The sequence below is a fragment of the Oleiphilus sp. HI0067 genome, assembly GCF_001635735.1.
In genome coordinates this window covers 1-6,804 of record NZ_LWFI01000833.1, presented here as the reverse complement: position 1 = coordinate 6,804, position 6,804 = coordinate 1, and the positions used below count along the sequence as shown (strand labels likewise).

Genomic DNA, 6,804 nt, shown 5'->3' with positions numbered 1-6,804 from the left:
GTGATGTGCTTCAAGCCTCTAGTTTAGGCTTGGACTTCTCTGATATTCGAGGGCCGGGGGACTGGGCGCTGCAGATTACAAAGGCATTGGGGGGGGATGAATATGTTAACCCTTGTGGTGGGGTTGATATTTTTGATGCGCTTGATTACCAGCGTAATGGTGTAGATATCAAGTTTCTTAAACCACATCTTGAGCCTTATGTGCAAGGTCGTAGGGCGAACTTTACTGAAGGTTTATCTATCATTGATATGCTAATGTTTTGTTCTTTGGATGATGTAGGGAATCGAATTGAGCAATCGTATTCGTTAGTTGACCCTCAAGAACTTAAGGAAATATAAATGGATATGCACAAAGAATTCCCTAAAACAGTTGATAGAACAGATTTCTGGCGCCAGATTAAAAGGACGGTGAATGGCGAGCCGGTTAGCGAAGGGGATATCAATTCGATTGTAGAAGCTATCGATGCCCATTTGTTTTCAGAGTCGGGAGATGACGAAGTTCATTTGTTGGACTTAGGGTGCGGCAATGCCGCATTAGCAAGTTATATATTTGATCGCTTAGATAGTTATACCGGCGTTGATTTTTCAGAGTATCTAGTAGGAGTGGCGAAAGAATTTTTTAGCCATGACGTAGTTAGAGAGTATGTCGTTGCTGATATTTCTAAATTCGTGGCAAACATAAAAACTGCTGAAACTTTTACGCACGTACTTTGTTATGGAGTAATGTCCTACTTGTCCAAGGAGGCTGTTGATGAGTTGTTTGGCAAATTATGGGAAGTGCCGTCAATATCAAAAGTGTTTATCGGTAACTTGCCTAATAAACCAAAGGCTAAAGAGTTTTTCAGCAAGCGAAATATTTCCTCATATGATCTAGACGATAATATGTCGGCGATCGGGGTCTGGTGGCATGCTGAAGAGTTAATTGATTTGGCGAAGTCGAAGGGGTGGAAGGCGTCAGTATCGACGATGCCTGAAGGCTTTTATGCTGCAAAGTATCGTTTTGACCTAACTCTTCAGAGAGCTTAATTATATGAAGTTCGACCCCAAAATATACTCAACTTCTAATTTGTTCAAACCAAGTTCGGGCGAGCTTGAAAGCTATTTCGACCACCTTTCTCGAGGCACAATAGTAAATTTGTTTGAAGATCGTTTTCGTGATTATCATTCGAGCCAATACTGTCTTTCGTTTTCGACGGGCTTTTGGGCCTTAGTTGCTTCAATAATTGCTAAAACAAATAAAGGAGGCGCTAAGGACGTCTTGATGCCATCCATGACCTATAGGAGGTTAGCTGATGTTGTTAATTGGACGGGGATGGTGCCAAAGTTTATTGATATTGACCCTAACACGCTAGCTCTTTCTGTTGACAAATTGAGTCAGAGTATCGATCAAGATTCAGCGCTTATTTTACCTGTTCACCCTATAGTGAATTGTTGCCCTGTTCAGCAGCTTATAGATGTGGGGAGGCAGCATAATGTTCCTGTATTGTTTGATGCTGTAGAGTCGGTTCATGAGACCGTTTCAGGTAAACGTGTCGGCAGCTTTGGGGTTGGAGAGGTCTTTTCACTTCATGCCAGCAAACTGATCAATGGTATCGAAGGGGGGTATGTATGTACGGACGATCAGGAATTTTTTGATAAGTTAAAGTCAATTACGACCACCTCTTCTTCAAAGTATCGGCTTCCCTACATTCAAGCAGATATTCATCCTCTTCATTGTGTGTACGCGTTAGCAGGTTTGGATGCCATTGAGCGCAATGTTTCTCATAACAGGCAGGTGTACGAGGCTTATGAGCAGCAGCTAAAGGGGCATCCATTTGTTAGGTTATTGCATTTTGATCAGTCGGAACAAACATCATTTAAAAATATAGTTGTAGAATTTACTGAGACTAGTCCAGTGTCCAGAGATGATTGTGTTAAACAATTGAACTTTCTGGGGATACAGTGTCGAGCTCACTATTACCCTCCGCTTCATGATAAATCTGCTTCTTACGCAACGAAAAAAACTGATTTGAAGTCGACCAATGAGCTGAAAAACTTGTTTCTGAACTTGCCCTGTGGGCAGAGGTTCGCTCCTGAAAACGCCAAGAGTGTAGTTGTTGAATTAAATAAGTTGTTCGGCCTTTAATTAGTTGGGTAAATAGGAGTTGATAATGCTAGATTTTGAACGTTTTAAAGAATGTATTGATTCGGTCGACGCCACCGACTACTTCACTAACCATGGTCCAAAAGCACGCATTTTTGAAGACTTAGTTGCTTCATTATTAAGTGCGAATGCTGTCGCGGTGGCTAACCTCTTTGTGGCCTCGGCTATGGTGTCAGTCGAAGTACCTGACGCTGATGCTGTCGATATTAAAGATGCAAGAATAAAGAGCGGCATAATATTAAATAAAATTAGAAGCGGGACGGATAATTTATGTTCCGCCCGGAATAAGTTTTATGAAATCGACTTTTTAAATCGTCCAAAAAATATAGATAACATCAAAGCGTTAAGTGGTCAGGTTTGCTTCGTATTAAACCCTTTTGAGGACGTGGAGTTGTTGAAAAGTATTGTTCAGAAAGCTAGTTGCGCTATCATCAGCCATGAGCGAGGTGAGTTGATTGATACCTACACTGGCGGCACCATCGTTTCAACTAATGATCTATTTCTTGAGCGTATGAGGAATATTCGAAGTAGTTACGGGGTAAACGAACTGGTTTCGGTGCCGATTACTTCGAACGGCAGGTTTTCTGAAGCGCAAGCTCTTCAAGGAATTATGTCTTGTAGAGAACGCCTAAATATACTAGACGCATAGTGTTAGTTTGATTTTATTAAAAAACACTGTTGCCAACTATGTTGGCCGTATCTATGTCATCGTTACGGGTATTGTTGTACTTCCATTGTATATGCAATACCTCGGTGATGAGGCTTATGGCTTGGTGGGTTTGTTTACGGTTGTTCAATCCTGGATTCAGTTGCTTAATATGGGGCTTGCGCCAACCCTCGGGCGAGAGGCTGCAAAGGCTAGAGCCTCAAAGCATGGGTTCGAAAGTTTTTACCGGGTATTAACGAGCTATGAGCTGATCTTTGCTGTTCTGGTTGGCTTAATGATTTTTGCCACGGTGTTAGGTAGCGGCTGGTTTGCCACTTCCTGGCTCAAAGTAGAGAGCCTAGCGATTACGAGCGTTGAGCTTTCGGTGATGCTGATGCTGTTTGTCGCTGCGGTGCGTTTTCAGGGTAGTTTGTATCGTAGCGGCATTATGGGGCTTGAAAAGCAAGTCTACATGAATGTTATGGATGTTATTTTTGTTTCATTACGGTTTCTCGGCGGCCTTTGTTTAGTGGCCTTCATCTCCAATAATGTGGTCCATTATTTTGTCTACCAGCTTGTGCTTTCATTGGCCGAGTTGGTTGTTGTGCGTAACAAACAGTTTGCTCTAGTGCCTAAGAGCGTTGCGCGTAGCTATGGATTTTATTGGAGCGTTGTTAAGCCTACCTTGCCCTTTGCAATGGGTATAGCGTACACGGCGGGTATCTGGGTGTTGATCACTCAAGTCGATAAGGCCATATTATCGGGCGGGTTGAGTCTGACAGAATTTGGTTATTACACTTTAGTGGCTCTAGTCGTGGGTGGCATACTGCAAATATCCCAGCCCTTGTCCGAAGCAATTCGCCCGAGAATGACGGTATTTGCCGAGTCAGGAAAAACACAAGAGTTACATGCGCTTTATCTGCTTGGTACGCAGTTGGTTGCAGCGGTATGTTTATCAGCGGCGTTTGTTATTGCATTTAATGCAAGGCCTTTGATTTACCTTTGGACGGGAAATCAAGATGCAGCCGCTTGGAGTGAAGAGGTGCTTTTTTGGTTTGCGCTAGGCAATGGCATATTGGCGGTGGCCGCGTTTCAGTACTACCTGCAATTTGCTTACGGAAAGTTGAAGCTGCACGTTTTTGGCTCAACCTTATCTGCTTGCGTGCAGGTGCCTGTGATTGCCTATGCAGCCTATCACTATGGCGCACTGGGTGCAGCAAAAGCATGGTTCGGGGTGCGGCTGTTGTTTTTTATTTTTTGGGTGCCTGTGGTGCATCGTGCTTTTGCGAAAGGTTTGCATGTGCAGTGGTTATGTAAGGCTGTTTTGCCGGCGGCATTGTTTATCTTTTCGGTTAGCTATTTTTGGCCGCAGCATCTTTTTGGGGAAGATCGAATTGGGCTACTTTGTAATATCTTGACCCAATCACTGACGGTTTTTATTTTCTCACTTTTGTGTATCAAAACGATAAGGCATCGTTTTCTGGGTTATTTTGGGTCTGTTTTTAATGAGTGATAATATAGTCGTTTCAGTTTGTGTGATTACTTACAAACACTCTAGATATATTCGAGATTGTTTGGAAGGAATCTTTAATCAAAGAACTACATTTGAATTTGAGGTAATAGTTGGTAACGATTCTTCTCCTGATGAAACCGCACGAATTTTGAATTCCTATAAAGATAGTGTGAAGCGCTCTTATACTCCAATAAATAGACCCTCCAATATTGGTGGTAAGAGAAATTTTGTGGATGTAGTTGCTAGAGCGAAGGGCGAATACATTGCAATCTGTGACGGTGACGACTATTGGATTGACCCTCTAAAGCTCCAAAAACAGTATGACGCACTCCAGCGTCATCCGAATGTAGATTTATGCTTTCACCCTGCGAAAGTAATTGGCAATGAAAAGTTTCATTCAGTACGTAACAACTTAAGTGCTGTAGAGATGATTTATTCGTTAAATCAAGTGATTGAAGGCGGTGGTGCGTTTATGCCAACCGCTTCTTTACTAATTCGTAAATCCTCCATTTGCCCTTTTCCAAGCTGGTTTGTCGACAAGGCGCCTGCAGGAGATACCTTTATCCAAGTATTAGGCTCTATTCGAGGTGGCGCACTTTTTTTGCCAGATGTTATGAGCGCCTACACGAGGTTTAGTGTTGGCTCGGCGACAGCTAGCAATTTGCAACATTTTTCGTTCGAAAAAATAAAAACGCAAGCGAAAAATTATCGCTATTGCTATTTAAAACTGGCCGAGAGGCTTGACCATAATTCGGGTATAATTTGCCGTGCAGCTATGTCTAAATTACTATTTGATTTGTCGGTTAAAGCCCTAGATGCTGGATATGTTGGATTGTTTAAAGAGCTTTTTGACAGTTCGTGGACTAATCTGACAAAAAAAACAATGTTCTGCCGCTTAGTTTGGATTGCTCGCTATTGTTATTGCGCTCGATCGGTCATAAAGAAAAAGCTGGCTGAGAAAAGAAAATTAGTACTTGGTTGAGGGAAAGTGTGTTTGGGTCCGATGATATTTTGGAACCTAACAAGGCTTTTTCAAGATAGGTGTTAGACCCTATTAATAAAAATCGTCAACTAGTCTCTGGTCAGTCTGGTTTTATGGATTGGCAAAATAAGTTTTAGGCCATCAGCCTTATTCTATTTATGATATTCACCCTATATGCCACGTGTTTTCAGTAGCAAACTAAACTATCGACCAATTACTGTTTTGTTATTTGTTTTAACGTTCCTCTTTGTCTTTAGTGTGTCTTTCACTTTTTTGCCAACATACTCTGGTCGTTTGGTCCTGGCGTTCCTCCTTATCTTCTATTCAGGTATATGGTCGTTAAAGCAACGAGGTAGTTCGCCTACAAACTATGTTTACCTCGTACTTGGATTTTCTTTTTTCACGCTTTGGTGTGTGGCCATAACTAATGTTAGCAATGCCAACAATTTTTCAATAATGATTGCCTCGGCATTATTTCTTATTGAGGGGGTTGTAGGGACTCTGTTACTCGTTGGTTACTTGAACTACCATCAAGTTCAAGGCAGTCGATTGCTTTGTCTTCTTGTTGATGTGATCGCTTTACAGGCATTGTTTGTTGTAATTTACTTTGTTTCACCTAGTTTTAAGGAATTAGCTGCTTTCCTCGTACCAGCAGAGGAAAGTAATGTGAAAGGCTTATCTGCCCTAATACGTTCGAGGGGGCTAACTCACTCCGCAAGCGCTACGTTGTCTCTAGTGCAGGCTTCCGGAGGGTTTATTCTTCTCTATCTTATTGCGTTAAAGCAAATAAAAAGGCCGCTGTGGATTGTCTCCTTGGCGCTTTTGCTTATTGTTATATCTGTAATATTAACTGGCCGAACAGGAATAATATTGCTGGCACTGGGTTTTATCGGTGGCCCACTAGTAGCTGTCTTATCTGGAAGGTTGACTAAAAATATGCTTAGAATTTTGGTTGCGGCACCAATACTATTGTTCTCTGGTCTTCTTGCGCTAAATTTCTTGTATACGAATCTTCTTGGAGGGTTCCAGACTTCTTGGGGGCAGGACGGTTTTGATTATATGCTGACTTGGGCGACTCGAGAATTTACTGGGGGGGGGGGAGGTAGTCGGTTCGCTATTTTGGAAGCTTTGCAGAGAATGTGGATTTTTCCTGTGTCAGATATGGGGTTGTTTTTTGGCGACCCCTCGTCGTGGGGTAATATTCCGTCAGATGTTGGCATTGTGCGGCTTCTGAACGCGACAGGCATGATCGGAACCCTCTTTTTTTATGTTCCGTTTTTGTTGTTATTCTTATTTCTAGTTCGCGGAGCAGGTTCTTATACAGATAAGGTTTTTTTGGGATTGTTGGTGTTTTTTTTGATTCTTGCTGAGTTTAAGGAGCCTTTTTTACTTAAGTTGTATGTTATAAAAATCGTGATAATTATTTTTTGTGCGACTCAACAAGAAAAAATTTTGAAAAGGAATTAATTGATCGGATTGCGTTATCGGAGTCTGGTTGTTCCGTCCATCAGCGAAAAAAAT

The 6,804-nt window shown here is 42.0% G+C and carries 7 protein-coding genes; all 7 read left to right on the top strand.

Translation table 11 applies throughout. From position 1 onward, the window contains the following. Positions 1-338, top strand: a 338-nt coding sequence (locus A3739_RS08875) for a WbqC family protein (protein WP_197472226.1), incomplete at its 5' end; no start/stop codon positions are given. After that, entirely contained in the window at positions 339-1,025 is a 687-nt protein-coding gene (locus A3739_RS08870; protein ID WP_068474571.1) for a class I SAM-dependent methyltransferase, read from the top strand. Positions 1,026-1,029: 4 nt separating this feature from the next. Next, positions 1,030-2,124, top strand: a complete 1,095-nt coding sequence (locus A3739_RS08865; RefSeq protein ID WP_068474569.1) for a DegT/DnrJ/EryC1/StrS family aminotransferase — start codon at positions 1,030-1,032, stop codon at positions 2,122-2,124. 25 nt (positions 2,125-2,149) lie between these two features. Continuing rightward, positions 2,150-2,791 carry a hypothetical protein gene (locus A3739_RS08860; RefSeq protein ID WP_068474567.1) on the top strand — a complete coding sequence of 214 codons (642 nt, stop codon included), beginning with the start codon at positions 2,150-2,152 and terminating at the stop codon, positions 2,789-2,791. A 7-nt stretch (positions 2,792-2,798) separates the two neighbouring features. Continuing rightward, on the top strand, positions 2,799-4,301 hold the full coding sequence (locus A3739_RS08855; protein ID WP_068474565.1) for a lipopolysaccharide biosynthesis protein: 1,503 nt from the start codon (positions 2,799-2,801) through the stop codon (positions 4,299-4,301). Further along, entirely contained in the window at positions 4,294-5,283 is a 990-nt protein-coding gene (locus A3739_RS08850) for a glycosyltransferase (RefSeq protein WP_068474036.1), read from the top strand. The genes A3739_RS08855 and A3739_RS08850 overlap by 8 nt, the downstream gene beginning before the upstream one ends. A 414-nt stretch (positions 5,284-5,697) precedes the next feature. Next, the gene (locus A3739_RS08845) at positions 5,698-6,750 is read left to right on the top strand and encodes a hypothetical protein (protein WP_156502500.1); all 1,053 of its coding nucleotides are present in this window, start codon (positions 5,698-5,700) and stop codon (positions 6,748-6,750) included. Positions 6,751-6,804: the final 54 nt, after the last annotated feature.

Coding starts and splice junctions, on each gene's coding strand:
- A3739_RS08860 (WP_068474567.1), top strand. CDS start 2,150: ATGCTAGATTTTGAACGTTTTAAAGAATGTATTGATTCGGTCGACGCC.
- A3739_RS08870 (WP_068474571.1), top strand. CDS start 339: ATGGATATGCACAAAGAATTCCCTAAAACAGTTGATAGAACAGATTTC.
- A3739_RS08865 (WP_068474569.1), top strand. CDS start 1,030: ATGAAGTTCGACCCCAAAATATACTCAACTTCTAATTTGTTCAAACCA.
- A3739_RS08850 (WP_068474036.1), top strand. CDS start 4,294: ATGAGTGATAATATAGTCGTTTCAGTTTGTGTGATTACTTACAAACAC.